This is a genomic window from Burkholderia multivorans ATCC BAA-247, assembly GCF_000959525.1.
Taxonomy (GTDB): Bacteria; Pseudomonadota; Gammaproteobacteria; order Burkholderiales; family Burkholderiaceae; genus Burkholderia; species Burkholderia multivorans.
Genome location: NZ_CP009831.1, coordinates 1,738,102 through 1,752,300 on the forward strand (window position 1 = coordinate 1,738,102; position 14,199 = coordinate 1,752,300).

Consider the following 14,199-nt stretch of genomic DNA (forward strand, 5'->3'; position numbering starts at 1 on the left):
GTCGTCTGCCGAAGGCGTCCGATGCGGCCCTGCGGGATCTGCCGGGTGCTTAAGCGGCTTCCTTGATCGACGGCAGCTTCGTCACGAGCCGCAGCGAAACGGTCAGCCCTTCGAGCTGGAAGTGCGGACGCAGGAAGAACTTCGCCTGGTAGTAGCCGGGGTTGCCTTCGACGTCCTCCACCAGCACCTCGGCCGCCGCGAGCGGCCGGCGTGCCTTCGTGTCCTGCGACGAGTTCGCGGGGTCGGCGTCGACGTAGTTCATGATCCATTCGTTGAGCCAGCGCTGCATGTCTTCGCGCTCCTTGAACGCGCCGATCTTGTCGCGCACGATGCACTTCAGGTAATGCGCGAAGCGCGAGCAGGCGAACAGGTACGGCAGGCGCGCCGACAGATTCGCATTCGCGGTTGCGTCGGGATCGTGATACTCGACCGGCTTCTGCAGCGACTGGGCGCCGATGAAGGTCGCGTGATCGGTGTTCTTGCGATGCACGAGCGGGATGAAACCGTTCTTCGACAGCTCGGCCTCGCGACGATCCGAAATCGCGATCTCGGTCGGGCACTTCATGTCGACGCCGCCGTCGTCGGTCGGAAACGTATGGCACGGCAGGTTGTCGACCGTGCCGCCTGATTCGACGCCGCGGATCAGCGAGCACCAGCCGTACTGCTTGAACGAGCGGTTGATGTTGACGCCCATTGCATATGCCGCGTTCGCCCAGCCGTAGCGGCTGTGGTCGGAGCCGTTCGTGTCTTCCTCGAAGTCGAATTGGTCGACCGGATTGGTCTTCGCGCCGTACGGCAGCCGCGCCAGGAAGCGCGGCATCGCGAGGCCGACGTAGCGCGCGTCCTCGGTGTTGCGCAGCGAATTCCACGCGGTGTATTCGAGGTTCTGCGTGAAGATCTTCGTCAGGTCGCGCGGGTTCGCCAGTTCCTGCCACGACTCCATCTGCAGCACCGAAGGCGCCGCACCGGTCACGAACGGCGTGTGTGCGGCCGCCGCCACCTTCGCGATCGAACCGAGCAGATCGACGTCCGGCGGCGTGTGGTCGAAGTAATAGTCGGCCACGATGCACCCGTACGGCTCGCCGCCGAGCTGGCCGTATTCCTGTTCGTAGATCTGCTTGAAAAGCGGGCTCTGATCCCACGCCAGCCCCTTGTAGCGCCGCATCGTGCGATGCAGTTCGGCCTTCGACACATCCATCACGCGGATCTTCAGGTGCTCGTCCGTCTCGGTGTTCGACACGAGATGGTTCAGGCCGCGCCACGCGGATTCGAGCGCCTGATAGTCGTCGTGATGCAGGATCAGGTTGATTTGCTCGGAAAGCTTGCGATCGATCTGCGCGATGATGGCCGCGATGCTCTTGTAGGCGTCGTCGCTGATCGTGATCGACTGCGTGAGCGCCTGCTCCGCGAGTGTCTGCACCGCATGTTCCACCGCCGCGCGGGCCTGATCCGTCTTCGGCCGGAATTCCCGCTCGAGCAACTGCGTGAAATCGGATTGGGTCGCGGCCTGCGCCTCGACGGCGTGCACTTGCTGTTTTGCCATTTTGGTCGTCCTCGATCGGTTTGTCGGTCAGCTCGCGTCGGCAGGATCGGCCGCGCCCGCTTCGTGCCGCTCCGGCCGCGGCGCCGCAGCCAGCGACTTCAGCAGCGCCGGGTCCTGCAGCAGCTGGGTGACGAGCGCCTCCGCGCCCGACTTGCCGTCCATGTACGTCTGCAGGTTCGCCAGCTGCGTACGCGCCTGGAGCAGGCGGCGCAGCGGCTCGACCTTGTCGGCGATCGCGGCCGGCGAGAAGTCCTCCATGCTTTCGAACGTCATGTCGACCATCATCTGGCCTTCGCCCGTCAGCGTATTTGGCACGGCAAACGCGACGCGCGGCCGGATCGCCTTCATCCGCTCGTCGAAGTTGTCGATGTCGATTTCCAGAAACCGACGCTCGGACACCGCCGGCAGCGGCTCGACCGGATGCTTGCCGGAGAGGTCGGCCAGTACGCCCATCACGAACGGAAGCTCGACTTTCTTCTCCGAGCCATACACTTCGACGTCGTATTCGATCTGCACACGCGGCGCACGATTGCGCGCGATGAACTTCTGCGAACTGCTAGCGGACATGAACGGTCTCCTGACAGGGGTTGGCGGATATCGAGCTCAACGACGCGGCTCGAGTAGATGAGAAGGGGTGGCCTCGAACGTCAGCGCCTGTGCGGGCAACGCGGAGGAGTCGGTGACGCCGATCGCGATGCGCGCGAGCGGCACGCGCGATGCGAACGCATCGAGCCAGAGCGCGGAAAGGCGCGGCAGCACGTGCTGTTCGATGAAGCCGATCAGCACGCGCGCGCCTGTCTCCTGAACGAGACAACGGCCGACGATGTAGTGCACGACTGCGTCGTCGCAGACAAGCGCGATGTCATGGGTGTCTGCCATGCGTTTCGCGACGCGGTCCAGATGCAGGCGGACGATGTTGGCAAGCGCGTCGGTGGCGAGCGGCCGGTACGGCACGACGGTCACACGCCCCATGAACGCCGCCGGGAATACCTTCAGCAATTCCGGCGCAAGCGCGTCGCGCAGGCCGTCGAGATCCGGTGACAGCGCCGGATCTGCACACAGGCTCGCGCTAAGCTCGGCGCCGGCGTTGCTCGTCAGCAGGATGGTGGTATGGCGGAAGTCGATATGGCGGCCGTCGCCGTCTTCCATGTAGCCCTTGTCGAACACCTGGAAGAACATTTCGTGCACGTCGCGATGCGCCTTTTCGATCTCGTCGAGCAACACGACCGCGTAGGGCCGCCGGCGCACCGCTTCGGTCAGCACGCCGCCCTCGCCGTAGCCGACATAACCGGGCGGCGCGCCTTTCAGGCCCGACACGGTGTGGGCTTCCTGATACTCGCTCATGTTGATCGTGATCAGGTTCTGCTCGCCGCCGTATAGCGCCTCGGCCAGCGCCAGCGCCGTCTCGGTCTTGCCGACGCCGGACGGCCCCGCCAGCAGAAACACGCCCAGCGGCTTGTTCGGATCGGTCAGGCCCGACCGCGCGGTCTGCACGCGCTCGCCAATCAGGTTCAGCGCATCGCTCTGCCCGATCACGCGTGCCGCGAGCGTTTCCGGAAGGCGGCGCACGGCGACGATCTCGTCGGTGACCATGCGGCCGACCGGGATGCCGGTCCAGTCCGAGACGATCTCGGCGACGATGGCGGCGTCCACTTCGGGAAAGACGAGCGGCGCATCGCCCTGCAGCGCGGCCAGCGTCCGTTCGAGTTCACGCAAGCTGTCGAGCGATACCGGCGAACCCGCCTCGCCCGCGATCGCGGCTTCGCGCGCGGAAAGCAACGCCTGAGCGGCCTGCGCCTGTGCGCGCCAGCGATCCGCGAGTGCCGCTTCTTCCGTCGCCAGTGCGTCGATGCGCGTGCGCACGCGATGCAGCGCCTTGTCCGCATCGAGACCGATACGGGCCTCCTGTACCAGCAGCGTTTCTTCGGTGCGCGCGGCAGCCAGGCGCTGCCGCACGTCGTCCAGCTCGCGCGGCGTCGCGTGCTGCGACAGCGCGACGCGCGCGCACGCGGTGTCGAGCAGGCTGATCGCCTTGTCCGGCAATTGACGGGACGGAATGTAACGATGCGACAGCGTTACGGCAGCGCGGATCGCTTCGTCCCGTACGACGACGCCGTGATGCGACGAAAACGTCGATGCGAGGCCGCGCACCATGTCGGCCGCCGCCGCTTCGGACGGCTCTGCGACCTGCAACACCTGAAAGCGCCGCGTCAGCGCGGGATCCTTCTCGATATGCCGCTTGTATTCGGCCCAGGTCGTCGCGCCGATGGTGCGGATCGTGCCGCGCGCGAGCGCCGGTTTCAGGAGATTCGCGGCGTCGCCGGTGCCGGCTTGCCCGCCCGCGCCGATCAGCGTATGGATTTCGTCGACGAACAGGATGATGGGGGCGGCCGAGCGTGCTGCGGCCTCGAGGACGTCCTTCAGGCGGGCCTCGAACTCCCCCTTCATGCTGGCGCCCGCCAGCAGCGCGCCGACATCGAGGCTCAGCAATTTGACGTCGGCCAGATTCGGCGGCACGTTGCCCGCGGCGATCGCATGCGCCAACCCCTCCACCACCGCGGTCTTGCCGACACCGGCCTCACCGGTGATCAGCGGATTGTTCTGCCGCCGACGCAGCAGCACGTCGATCACGGTGCGGATTTCCAGTTCGCGGCCGATAACGGGATCGATTTCGCCGGCGCGTGCTCGCGCGGTGAGATCGAGGCAATACCGCTCGAGCGCGTTGCCCTTCGGCGCGTCCGACACGGCACCGGAGGCCTCGCCCGGCAGCGCCGGCGCCAGCTTGCTGCGATCGTACGGCTCGTCCGACGCCTCCGGCGACCCGTCGATCCACGCGGGAAGCACGTCGCCAAGATTGGCCACGGGGATCTTGCCGAACTCGGCGGAAATGGCGAGGAGCACGCGCCGCAGTTCGGGTGTCGAGACCAGCGCTGCGATCAGCCATGCGCCGCGCACGCGACGATCGCCATGGCCCAGGGTCGCCAGCACCCAGCCGCGCTCGATGGCCGTTTCGATGTGCCAGGAAAAATCGCTGATCGAACTCGCGCCGGCCGGCAGCGCAGCCAGCGCCCGCGCCAGGTCGCACTCGAGCGCATCGCGATCGATATCCGCATGGCGCACGATCCGCTGCAGGTCGCCGTCCGGCTGCTGGAGCAGTTGGTGCAGCCAGTGGACGAGTTCGACGAACGGGTTCCCGCGCAGCTTGCAGAAACGCGTCGCCGATTCGATTCCCCGGTAGAGCTCGACCCCGAGCTTGCCGAACAAGGTCTGGCGTGAAACGTTCATGGTGGTCCGGTTTTGTTCGTTAGCGTGTTGCGAACGAATCCGTCATGGCGATGAGGACTCCTCGATGGTCGCCACGCCGGACGCGATCTCGATCGCTCGAAACACGCTTCTCTCTCTCCGATTCAAAAAAACGGCCGACTCGAATCAGGAGCCAAATTATCAACACGAAAAAATAAATACGTCAATGCATTAATCGACTCGATTAAATTTAATGCAAATTCGTACAAATCCTATATTTCATCGCGTCGAGCGCATTTGCAAGCCATCTATCGGACTCGTACGAGCCACTCACCGCGTCAGGGCGAGCCATTCCCTCAAGTCGTTGTTATTTCGAGATAAACAACGAAGCAACACCATACTGGACATGAAAAAAGACACCAATCTTTTGATTCGAATCACATTTCCTTTTCGGCGTTGCATTATTTAACGATCGATTTTTAAGTCACCCCGCGATATTTTGTTGACCGGGTATTTTTTGAGATGAAAGATTCATCGATACTCTCGTTTTATTTCCCGATCTTTCGCAAATCGAACCCGTTCATGCGCTTCCTTCGCCTGTCCCGGCATCGTCGATCGAACACCTTGCTCGTCGCACCCGCGCCGGAGAAAACACATCGGGAGTCCGTTGCCGAAGCATTGCGGCTGGACGGCACCCTCGATTGCGCGCGCGCCGACGACGACATACTCGGCCTGCTCGGCATCGGCACCCGGGAAGGCGCTACGCGCGCGCACGCCGCCGAGAACGCGGCCGACATCGAATCCGGTCACACCGATGCGCTGATCGACGCACTGCATGCGCAGTACTGGCGCGCCCTCGCCGACCCTGACGCACCGCCCGCTTCGACATGGATCCCATCGGGGGACGACACGCTCACGGCCGAGATCGCGCCGGATCACGCGCACGACCTCCCTGCCCGCGAAAGCCAGCGGCATTCGGACTCGATCGAAACGTTCCTGTCCGGCAATCTCACGATCGAGGATGCCTTCGGTCATCTGGACAGACACGCGGAAGCGATGACCGATGACGGAGCCGTTCCGGAAATCCTGCGCCTGTTCGCGCCGCCCGAGTTTCATGCCGAGGCCGCGCACGGCGCCGCCGCCCTGCCGCCGCTGACCCGGCGCGAGCACCACGCGCTCTCCGTGGACAGTCCGCTCGCCGCCCCCTTGCGCAAGGACTCGGCATGACGATGCTCGTCTTCGTCGATACAGCCGCCACGCGGCGTGCACGTCACGTCCCGCCCGCCGATCAGATCGCGCACATAGACGCGCGTATCCGCGCAACGCGAATCAAGCCATGAACGAACGCCGAAAACGCCAGCCCGGTGCCGATGCCCCGATCGCTCGTACGCCGCGGCGCGCCAGCTCGCATCTGATGCCGACGCTGCTCGACCGTCTGCGCGACGACGCCCCGCATCGACAAACCGAAGCGCCCGAGGCATACACGGCGACGCGCAAGCAGATGCGCGACATCGTCCAGCGCGATCTCGCCTATCTGCTCAATACGACGAGTATCGAAGACCGGATCGATCGCGCCCGCTATCCGCAAGCCGCCGCATCGACGGTCAATTTCGGCGTGCCGCCGCTCGCGGGCACCTTTATCGCATCGCGCCGTTGGAGCGACGTCGAATCGATGATCCGCCGCGCGATCGGCGATTTCGAGCCGCGCCTGATTCCGGAGTCGCTCGTGGTATCGCCACGCGCCGATACCGATGCCGATACCGCCGGCGAACATCGCAACGTGCTCGCCTTCGAAGTGCGCGGCCTGATCCACATGGATCCGTATCCGCTCGAATTCATGGTGCAAAGCTCGCTGGACCTCGAAACGAGCGAAATCCGGATCACCGGCATGCGCGCCGGCTGAGCACGGCACACCCCGACCACAACGAGGCCTCTCCGATGGACCCGCGACTGCTCGACTACTACAACCAGGAACTCATCTACATGCGCGAGCTCGCCGCCGAATTCGCGCATGCGCATCCGAAGATCGCGCGTCGGCTCGGCATGCAGGCCGGCGAGGTGGCGGACCCGTATGTCGAACGCCTGATCGAATCGTTCAGCTTCATGGCCGCGCGCATGCAGATCAAGCTCGATGCAGAATTTCCGCGCTTCACGGAACGGCTGCTCGAGGTCATCTATCCGAACTACGTCGCGCCGACGCCGTCGATCTCGATCGCTCGCGTGTATCCCGGACAGACCGAAGGCAGCCTCGTCGACGGCTATCGCCTCCCGCGCGGCACCACGTTCACAGCGCAGGTTCCCGACGGCGAGCGCACGGCCTGCCGCTTCACGAGCGGACAGGACGTCACGCTGTGGCCGCTCGCGATCACCGACGCGCGGCTGACCGGCATTCCGCCGGATATCCCGGCGCTGGCGCGCTATAGCGCGCCCGATACACCCGTGCGCGGCGCGCTTCGAATCAGGCTCGCGAGTACCGGCAACGTGCGGATCGCCGACCTGAAAGGACTCGACCGGCTCCCGGTCTATCTGGCTGGCGACGAACAGGTCGCGTCGCATCTGTTCGAATTGCTGCATGCGGGCGCGATCGCCTCGGTCATCGGCGCACCGGGCGAATTCGGCAGGCCCGGCCGCGCGCCGGCGGCCGTCACCGAACGCGCGGTCGAACACGAGGGGCTGGGCACCGATCAAAGCCTGCTGCCGCTGAACTGGGCCAAGTTTCACGGGCACAATCTGCTGCACGAGTACTTTGCCTGCCCCTCGCGGTTCTGGTTCTTCGCGTTGAACGGCCTTGCCGAAGGGTTCTCGCGCATCGACGGCCGGGAAGTCGAGATCGTCGTGCTGCTCGACCGTGCGCCGGGGCCGCTCGCCAATCTCGTCGATGCGTCGCGCTTCGCGCTCTTCTGTACGCCCGTCGTCAATCTGTTCCGCAAGCACACCGACCGCGTCGAGATTTCGCCGCGCGACACCGAATTCCATCTGGTTCCGGCTCGACTCACGCCGCTCGACTACGAGGTGTTCTCGGTCAGCGCCGTCTACGGTCAGGTCGCCGCCACGTCGTCCGAGCTCGAATTCCGGCCGCTCTATCAGACGCTGAACAACGACGAGGGCAATCACGGCCGCTATTTTTCGGTGCGGCGCGAACGGCGCCTGCTGTCCGATTCGGCGCGCCGCTACGGCACACGCACGCCGTACGTGGGAACGGAGGTGTTTCTCTCGCTCGTTGACCAGGCCGAGGCGCCGTACAGCGAAAACATCCGCTTCCTGTCCGTCGACGCGCTCTTGACGAACCGCGATCTCGCCACGCTCGTGCCGCGCGACGGTGTGCGCGACCTCGAGACCGCGCAATCCGCGCCGGTCGACAGCATCGGTTTGATCCGGCCGCCGAGCGCACCGTTGCCGCCGTATGCCGAGCGGGAAACGGCATGGCGTCTGATCCGCCAGCTGAACTTCGACCATCTGCCGCTCGAGGCGCTCGATCACCGCGAAGGCGGGCAAGGCCTGCGCGACCTGCTGCGCCTGTATCTCGTGGATGGCGACTCCGGGCAAAGCCGGCAGGTCGAAAGCCTCGTCGGCGCGAAGACTCGCCCCGTGACGCGCAAGCTGCCGGGAACCGGCCCGATGACCTTCGGCCGCGGCATCGAATGCACGCTGACCGTCGACGAGACGGGCTTCTCGGGCGTGAGCCCCTATCTTTTCGGCACGATCCTCGAACACTGGCTCGCGCGGCACGTGTCGATCAACAGCTTCACGCAGACGGAGCTTCATTCGATGCAACGCGGCCGGATCGCGCGCTGGCCGGCGCGCACCGGCACGCGCGGAGCGCTGTGATGCAGCGCGCCGCGTTTCCCGCACCGCTGCGCGGCAATGCGCTGTCGGCGGAACTGCTCGACGCCCTGCTGGCCGAGCCCTGGCGTTTCGGCTTCCTGTCGTTGATGCGGCGGATCGGCGCGAACGCCGCACTCGATCCGATCGGCACCGCGCGCCGGCCGCAGGCCGAACCGTTCCGACTGGGCCAGCAGCCGAGCCTGGCGTTCGCACCGCGGGAAATCGCGAGCGCGCACGAAACGGCCGGGCAACTGAAGGTGCGGCTGTTCGGCCTCGGCATGCTCGGCCCCAACGGCCCGCTGCCCATCCACGTGACCGAAATCGCGCGGGATCGGGAAAGCAGCCGCCGCGATACGACCACGGTCGACTTCTTCGACATCTTCCATCATCGGTTCTTCACGCTGTTCTATCGTGCGTGGGCCTCCGCACAGGCGGCTGCGGGCCTCGACCGCAAACACCGCGAACAGTTCTCGTTCTATGTCGCCAGCCTGGTCGGGCACGAGCTCGGCGAGATCGAACGCCGCCCCCTTCCGTCGCATGCGCGCCTGGCCGCCTCGGCCCATCTCATTCGCGAATCGCGCAATCCGGACGGGCTGCGCGCGACGCTCGAGCATTATTTCGGTGTCCCGGTTGCGGTAGAGGAAAACGTCTTTCACTGGATCGAAATCGATCCGGCCGACTGCGGACGCATGGGCTATCCGGGCGCATCCGCGACGATGGGCCGCGGCGCCGTGCTCGGACGCGTCGCCCCCGACCGCCAGCACCGGTTCCGCATCGTGATCGGCCCCGTCGATCTCGACGCGTACCTGCGCTTCACGCCGCAGGGCGAAGACCTGCCACGACTCGTCGAGTGGGTGCGCGCCTTCGTCGGTCGCGAGCTCGAATGGGAACTCGAGCTTCGCATCCAGCCCGAGAGCGCGCCCCCGGCCGTGATGGGCGGCCGTCAGCGCTTGGGCTGGTCCGGCTGGCTGGGCCGGCCCGCACCCGACAAGCCGATCACCGGCATGCGCTTCGAGCCCGAACGCCATCCACGCCACTTCAATCGCCGCCATATGGCTTCCGGACATCGACCATGAGCAGGAAATCGTCGACCACAAAAAACACGGCCGGCCGGGTAGCCGTCGCCGATACGCCGCACGAAAACTGGCTCGCGCCGTTGAGCGAGTCGGCGCCATGCGGCCCCGATCTCGAATACGACCACGATTTCGTCGTGCTGTTTGCCGGCACCGCGCCGAGACAGGACGTGCAATACGGTGGCTTCGTCGGTTCGCCCGAGCCGCTGAACTGGAGCGAGATCGAGCGAGACTGCCGGCGGCTGATGACGCGAACGAAGGACATGCGCGTCGCCGTGCTGTATGCGCGCTGTCGCACGCGCCTGGCCGGCGTGGAAGGTCTTGCGGATGGAACGGGGCTATTGGCTGCCTGGTTGCAGGCGTTTCCGGAGCAGGTGCATCCGCGAGCCGATATCGACGACGATCGCCATGTCGCGCTGGAAATGCGGATGAACGCGCTGCAAGCGCTGGCGGATCCGGAAGGCTTGCTCGCCGACGTGCGCGAAATCGTCCTGACGCGATCGACGGCCGCCCGGCTGCAGGTACGCGACGTCGAGCGTGCGTTCGCTCATCCGCGGCCGGTCGATGCGCTTGCACCCGATTCGGTCGCGCTACAGTTGCAGAACCTGCGCGAACAGCAACCCTCGACGGTGAAGGGCATCGACGACGCGATCGCGAATCTCTGCGCCATCGATGCGTGGTGCGCGACGCACCTCGAAACGTCGCTGCCGGATTTTTCCCCGTTGGTCCGCCTGCTTCGGCTCTTTCAGGTTGGCGACGCGCCGGTCGGCACGCGGTCCGACACCTTGCCTTCGGCCGAGCGCGAGGCATGCGAGGCGCCGGTGCCGCCGGTGTTCGGCGACGCGCCTTCTGCCCCGCCCCGTGTGGACGACGCACAAACGGCTGCGCCCACCTCGACGTCCGTCGTCGCGCCCGCTTCGCTCGCGCCGACAGACCGGCAGGCAGCGCTGGCGTTGATCTGCGCGGCACGCCGCTGGTTCGAAACGCACGAACCGAGCAGCCCCATTCCGGTGCTGCTCGCACGCGCCGAACAATTCGTCGGAAAGCGCTATGTCGATGTCGTCAAGGCGATTCCGACGGAGCTGCTCGCCCAATGGGAAGCGGCAGACGAATCATGATCGCGGCCCGTCGCGCTTCGGCGTAACGGGCCGCGACGCATGCGCGGCGTTCAGTTCTCGACATCCTCGAGGCTGAACACTTCGGTCTTGTCGTTATACGAAAACACTTCGCCGTACCGCCCCCAGTCGATCACCGCGTCGAGCGTTTCCTCCGCCGCGCCGTCCGACAGGAAATCCTCCAGCTCCTGCTCGAAGCGCACACGCGGCGCGCGATGGCCCGGCCGCTCGTTCAGCACCTTCTTGATCCGCGCGGCCAGCGGCACGTGCTTGAGCAGATGGTCCGCGAACATCAGCTTGCGCTCCTGCGTGCCGAATTCCGCGAACACGCGCCCCGGCGGCGTCAGGAACACGTCGCCTTCGCGCACGTCCGCAAAGCCCAGATGCTGCAGCACTTCCGCGATCGGGAACAGATCGTCCACCTCGAGATGCAGCGAGCGCGCGATCTCGGGCATATCGGCGCGGCCGTGATACGGCGCCATCGCGAGCGTCTCGATCAGACCCGCCATCAGGTTCGTCGACACCTGCGGCAGCCAGCTGCCCAGTTCGAGCCCCTTCTTCGTCGCCTCGCCGATCTGGCGCGCGGTCATCTTCGCGTAGATGTCGTCGACGAGCTTGCGGAATGCCGGATCCAGCCGGTTGCGCGGATGCTTGAACGGCACCTTGATCTCGGCGATCACGCGCCCCGGATTCGACGACAGCACGAGAATCCGGTCGCACATGAACACCGCTTCCTCGATGTTGTGCGTGACGATCAGCACCGACTTGATCGGCATGCGGCCCTGCGTCCACAGATCGAGCAGATCGGTACGCAGGGTTTCGGCCGTCAGCACGTCGAGCGCGGAGAACGGCTCGTCCATCAGCAGGATCGTCGGATCGACGACGAGCGCGCGCGCAAAGCCCACGCGCTGGCGCATGCCACCCGACAGCTCGCGCGGATACGCGTTCTCGAAGCCGTCGAGGCCGATCAGGTCGATCGCGGCGAGCGAGCGCTCGCGCCGCTCGCGTGCGCCGACGCCGAGCGCCTCGAGGCCGGCCTCGACGTTCTGCAGCACGGTGAGCCACGGGAACAGCGCGAACGTCTGGAATACCATCGCGACGCCTTCGGCCGGCCCGCGCAACGGCTTGCCGAGATACGTGACTTCGCCGCCGGTCGGCTCGATCAGCCCCGCGATGATGCGCAGCAGCGTCGACTTGCCCGAGCCCGAGCGGCCGAGCAGCCCGACGATTTCGCCTTCGCGCAGCGACAGGTTCGCGTCGTCGAGCACGAGCAGTTCGCCCTGCGTCTTGTTGAAGCCGCGGCAAACGTGCTCGACGCGCAGGATTTCTTCGCCGACATGCGGCACCTGCGACGGCGGCGTAGACGGCATCTGCACGGGGGCGTTCACAACGGTCGGGTTTTGCATCGCGCTTACTCTCAGTCCAGACGAAGCCGGGATTCGGCATAGGCGTACATCGGACGCCACAGCAGACGGTTGAACAACGTGACGAACAGCGACATCACGGCGATGCCGAGGATGATCTTGGGGAAATCGCCGGCGGCCGTCATCTCTGCGATATACGCGCCGAGGCCGTGCGCAACGACTTTCGTGTCGCCCCACTGCACGGCTTCGGACACGATGCTCGCGTTCCACGCGCCGCCCGACGCGGTGATCGCGCCCGTCACGTAATACGGAAAGATGCCGGGCAGCATCGCCTGCCGCCACCACTGCCAGCCGCGGATCCGGAAGTTCTTCGTCGCTTCCTTGTAGTCGTTCGGGTAAGACGTCGCGCCGGCGATCACGTTGAACAGGATGTACCACTGTGTGCCGAGCACGATCAGCGGCGACAGCCAGATATCGGCATTCAGATGCCAGCGGACGATTGCAATCACGAACACGGGAAACAGCAGGTTCGCCGGGAACGCTGCAAGGAACTGCGCGAGCGGCTGGATCTTCTCCGCGAGCGCCGGACGCAAGCCGATCAGCACGCCGAGCGGCACCCACACCACCGACGCGATCGCGATCAGCACGATCACGCGCAGCAGCGTGATCAGCCCGAGCACGACGACGTGTCCGACGTCGGCGATCGTCACACCGGTGCTCACATACGACACGACGCGCGCAGCGACGTAGACGGTCAGCACGACTACGGCGGCTGCCCAGACGAAGTCGCCGAACCGCGACGGGCTGCGCTGCGCCGTCTCGCGTGCACGCATCGCATCGAACGCGCGCACGCGCAGCGGCACGCGCGCGGCCTGCGACAGCAGCCAGCCCGCCGGCACGAGCAGCTGATGAATCGCGCGCGTGCGGCGCAGCAGGTCGAGCAGCCACGATTGCGGCGCATCGCCGGCGCTCGTGTTCTCCATGCGGAACTTGTCGGCCCACGCGACGAGCGGCCGGAACAGCAGTTGGTCGTAGGCGAGGATCACGACCGTCATCGCGACGATCACCCAGCCGACCGCGCCGAGATTCTGTTCGGCGATCGCCTGCGCGAGGTAGGCGCCGATGCCCGGCAGCGTGATCGTCCGGTTGCCGACCGTGATCGCCTCCGACGCGACGACGAAGAACCACCCACCCGACATCGACATCATCATGTTCCAGATCAGCCCCGGCGTCGAGAACGGCACCTCGAGTTTCCAGAAGCGTTGCCAGCCGGTCAGATGGAAGCCGCGCGACACTTCATGGAGATCGCGCGGCACCGTGCGCAGCGACTGGTAGAAGCTGAACGTCATGTTCCACGCCTGGCTCGTGAAGATCGCGAAGATCGCCGCGAGTTCGGCGCCGAGCACGCGGCCCGGGAACAGCGCAAGGAAGAACGTGACCGTAAAGGAGATGTAGCCGAGCACGGGCACCGACTGCAGGATGTCGAGGATCGGAATCAGCACCATCCCCGCGCGACGGCTCTTCGCTGCGAGCGTGCCGTAAATCAGCGTGAACGCGAGCGACGCGACCATCGCGGCAAGCATCCGCAGCGTCGTGCGCAGCGCGTATTCGGGCAAGTTCGACGGATCGAGCGAGATCTTCTGCGTCTGCAGCGTCGCGATCGGCGCGAGCGTCTCGCGGAAACCGACGATCGCCATGGCGAGCACGCAGATGATCAGCGGAAACGCGACGGCATCCCAGCGGTTGGGCACGACGCGCCACGCGGACGCGTTCGCGGTGCGGTTCGGATCGAAGCTGATGGCCATCGGTAGCGTGTGTTCCGTTCGATTGAAATACGGCGTCCTGCCGGTGCCGCGCTCGGCGACACCCCCGTCGTCGCGACGCCGAACCGGTCACGCAGCCTATCGGGCGGCGGTGACGCGAATATGACGTGCCGATTACAAGACATTGACGCGTCACGGATCAATGCATCAAGCGCCGCCGCGCGCGGGAATAAATCGGCCGCTCGCCCGGTATCGCATGCGCAATGCGCCGGT

Annotated in this window: 10 protein-coding genes; 5 read left to right on the top strand and 5 right to left on the bottom strand. The window is 65.7% G+C overall.

Features of this window, described 5'->3' with window-relative positions:
• Positions 1-49: 49 nt before the first annotated feature.
• Genes tssC through tssH form a run of 3 tightly spaced genes read right to left on the bottom strand, consistent with a single transcriptional unit; the run spans position 50 to position 4,828 of the window.
• Positions 50-1,543 (bottom strand): type VI secretion system contractile sheath large subunit, encoded by a 1,494-nt coding sequence (tssC, locus tag NP80_RS09855; RefSeq protein WP_006410784.1) that lies wholly within the window; start codon positions 1,541-1,543, stop codon positions 50-52.
• A gap of 27 nt (positions 1,544-1,570) precedes the next feature.
• Positions 1,571-2,110: a type VI secretion system contractile sheath small subunit gene (gene tssB / locus NP80_RS09860; RefSeq protein WP_006410787.1), complete on the bottom strand. Its 540-nt coding sequence runs from the start codon at positions 2,108-2,110 to the stop codon at positions 1,571-1,573.
• A 36-nt stretch (positions 2,111-2,146) separates the two neighbouring features.
• Positions 2,147-4,828, bottom strand: a complete 2,682-nt coding sequence (gene tssH / locus NP80_RS09865) for a type VI secretion system ATPase TssH (protein ID WP_006410790.1) — start codon at positions 4,826-4,828, stop codon at positions 2,147-2,149.
• A 480-nt stretch (positions 4,829-5,308) separates the two neighbouring features.
• Here tssH and NP80_RS09870 point away from each other — a divergent pair, with 480 nt between their 5' ends.
• The 5 genes from NP80_RS09870 to NP80_RS09890 all read left to right on the top strand — a co-directional run bounded on the left by NP80_RS09870 (position 5,309) and on the right by NP80_RS09890 (position 10,802).
• Positions 5,309-6,013, top strand: coding sequence for a TagK domain-containing protein (locus tag NP80_RS09870; protein WP_006410785.1), 705 nt, complete (start codon positions 5,309-5,311; stop codon positions 6,011-6,013).
• A 109-nt stretch (positions 6,014-6,122) separates the two neighbouring features.
• On the top strand, positions 6,123-6,689 hold the full coding sequence (gene tssE, locus NP80_RS09875; protein WP_006410793.1) for a type VI secretion system baseplate subunit TssE: 567 nt from the start codon (positions 6,123-6,125) through the stop codon (positions 6,687-6,689).
• A 35-nt stretch (positions 6,690-6,724) separates the two neighbouring features.
• On the top strand, positions 6,725-8,614 hold the full coding sequence (tssF, locus tag NP80_RS09880; protein WP_006410786.1) for a type VI secretion system baseplate subunit TssF: 1,890 nt from the start codon (positions 6,725-6,727) through the stop codon (positions 8,612-8,614).
• A complete protein-coding gene (gene tssG / locus NP80_RS09885; RefSeq protein WP_006410791.1) occupies positions 8,614-9,687 on the top strand; it encodes a type VI secretion system baseplate subunit TssG in 1,074 nt (357 codons plus the stop codon). The genes tssF and tssG overlap by 1 nt, the downstream gene beginning before the upstream one ends.
• Positions 9,684-10,802 (top strand): type VI secretion system protein TssA, encoded by a 1,119-nt coding sequence (locus tag NP80_RS09890; RefSeq protein ID WP_006410789.1) that lies wholly within the window; start codon positions 9,684-9,686, stop codon positions 10,800-10,802. Before tssG ends, NP80_RS09890 begins: the two co-directional genes overlap by 4 nt.
• A 50-nt stretch (positions 10,803-10,852) precedes the next feature.
• Here NP80_RS09890 and NP80_RS09895 read toward each other — a convergent pair whose 3' ends face one another.
• Together NP80_RS09895 and NP80_RS09900 are read right to left on the bottom strand one after the other, a co-directional pair.
• Entirely contained in the window at positions 10,853-12,205 is a 1,353-nt protein-coding gene (locus tag NP80_RS09895; protein WP_045593412.1) for an ABC transporter ATP-binding protein, read from the bottom strand.
• A gap of 11 nt (positions 12,206-12,216) precedes the next feature.
• Positions 12,217-13,968, bottom strand: coding sequence for an ABC transporter permease (locus tag NP80_RS09900; RefSeq protein WP_006411586.1), 1,752 nt, complete (start codon positions 13,966-13,968; stop codon positions 12,217-12,219).
• Positions 13,969-14,199: the final 231 nt, after the last annotated feature.